This is a genomic window from Mesorhizobium sp. M2A.F.Ca.ET.042.01.1.1, assembly GCF_003997405.1.
Taxonomy (GTDB): Bacteria; Pseudomonadota; Alphaproteobacteria; order Rhizobiales; family Rhizobiaceae; genus Mesorhizobium.
The window spans coordinates 1-1,679 of record NZ_RZRX01000520.1; the positions used below are offsets into that span (position 1 = coordinate 1).

2 protein-coding genes are annotated in these 1,679 nt (G+C 61.5%); one reads left to right on the forward strand and one right to left on the reverse strand.

All coding sequences use genetic code 11. The annotated features are described in order from the left end of the window. Window positions 1-219: 219 nt before the first annotated feature. A complete protein-coding gene (locus tag EOA23_RS34440) occupies window positions 220-1,101 on the reverse strand; it encodes a reverse transcriptase domain-containing protein (protein WP_245474451.1) in 882 nt (293 codons plus the stop codon). A gap of 2 nt (window positions 1,102-1,103) precedes the next feature. On the opposite strand from EOA23_RS34440, the gene EOA23_RS34445 reads away from it, so the two are divergent. Then, window positions 1,104-1,556, forward strand: coding sequence for a hypothetical protein (locus EOA23_RS34445; protein WP_127307293.1), 453 nt, complete (start codon window positions 1,104-1,106; stop codon window positions 1,554-1,556). The last annotated feature ends 123 nt before the right edge of the window (window positions 1,557-1,679 follow it).

Sequence of the window (1,679 nt, forward strand, 5' to 3'; positions counted from 1 at the left end):
GCCCAGCCACAGCGACACCTTCCGGATGTCCCCGGTCGCTTGCAGAACGACCATCGCGCAGGTGTGCCGGCTATGTCTTGATCGATATAGTCAGCATTGATCGGGATAGGGGGACGCCTCACGGCGCCGCCCACCGGGTCACCGGAGGCAGTCACCCGCCCCCGGTTCCCACAGAACGTGGCGTGCGGCTTTCCCGCACCACGCTCTTCGGCAGTTGGTTCACAGCACCGCGAGTGCCTGCAGGTCCCTATGTGGGAGCCGCAGTTTGGGTCGCAGTAGCGGGTTCCGTTCTTTGATCTGGTTGAAAGTGCCCCAACTGAGGCGACCGCCATCACGGCTGCGGCTGCACAGCATTCTGCGCCAGTAACGCTCCACGACCTGGTACACCTTGATCAGCGACCGGAGATTTCCGGCAACGCCGTAATAGGCATAGTGGCCGCGCAGGACGCGGTTTATTTCCGCAACCTGATCACTGATCTTGTAATGCCGTATTCGCCGCATCAGCTCCTGCAGAGACAGAAGGCTACGCTTTAGCCGAGATTTCTCGGTGCGCATCCCCACCTTGAAGTTGCCTTTTCGGTTACGCGTGCAGTACAGCGTTAGACCCAGAAAGTAGATTGTTTCCGGGCGGTTTCTGCCGCGTTTGCCCGCGTGTCTTTGCGCGAACCGACCAAACTCGACCAACTTGGTCTTAGTCGGCTCTAGAGTGAGGCCGAACTTCCCCAACCGAAGACGCAAGGCCTCCTGTACGCGGATGGCGTCCGATCGATATTGGAAGCAGATCACAAAGTCGTCGATATAGCGCACCAGTCGGGCTTCGCCCCGCAACCGGCCCTTCACCACGCGTTCGAACCAGAGGTCGAGAACGTAATGAAGGTAGAGGTTGCTCAAAAGCACACTGATCGATCCGCCTTGTGGCGTTCCTTGTTCGCTCGGATGCACCGCTCCGTCTTCCAAGACACCCGCTTTCAACCAGCGCCGGATCAAGCTGATCAGGCGCGGATCACCGACTCGGTGTTCGACAAACCGGAGGACCCAATCATGATCGAGACTCCCGAAGGAAACATCTTCAGACTGCCCGTCACCAGGATCTTCCGGCATCGGTGACGATCACCCGCGCTGGCCATGCCTTTGCAGGGCGGGCGCTGGTTGTATTTGGCCGGATCAAGCTGCGCGGCGAACCAGTGCTGCTGCTGGAATTGCCAGACGGCAGCCGGACCCACATTCCCGTGGCATGGACGGATCTTGGCGCCGGGGATGGCGATTGCACCGGGACGCCGGCCAATCATGGGGCCATTGGGCGGCTTGCAGACCTTCTGCATCTGCGCCTTGTGGCCGACGTCTCCTTGAGCGGCGCGGCGAGTCGCCGCCCGACGACAAGGAGGCGCGGCATGCAACGACAATTGAAGCTGACCTTCCCCGACGAAGAAAGCGAGCGGCGGCCCGACCCGCCCGCCTGGGAAAGGCTGGACGCCGAGGCGCGGGCGACGGCTCTGCGTCAGCTCGCCCTGATGATCGCGCGCATGCTCATGGCCAGGGAGGCGGATCATGACTGAACACAGCAAGATCACCGCCAGTCACCTAGCGCGGCAAGCCATCGTCTACCTGCGCCAGTCGAGCACCTCGCAGGTGGAGAACAACCGCGAATCGACAGCGCGGCAATACGCGCTGTCTGGTAG

Coding starts and splice junctions, on each gene's coding strand:
- EOA23_RS34440 (WP_245474451.1), bottom strand. CDS start 1,101: ATGCCGGAAGATCCTGGTGACGGGCAGTCTGAAGATGTTTCCTTCGGG.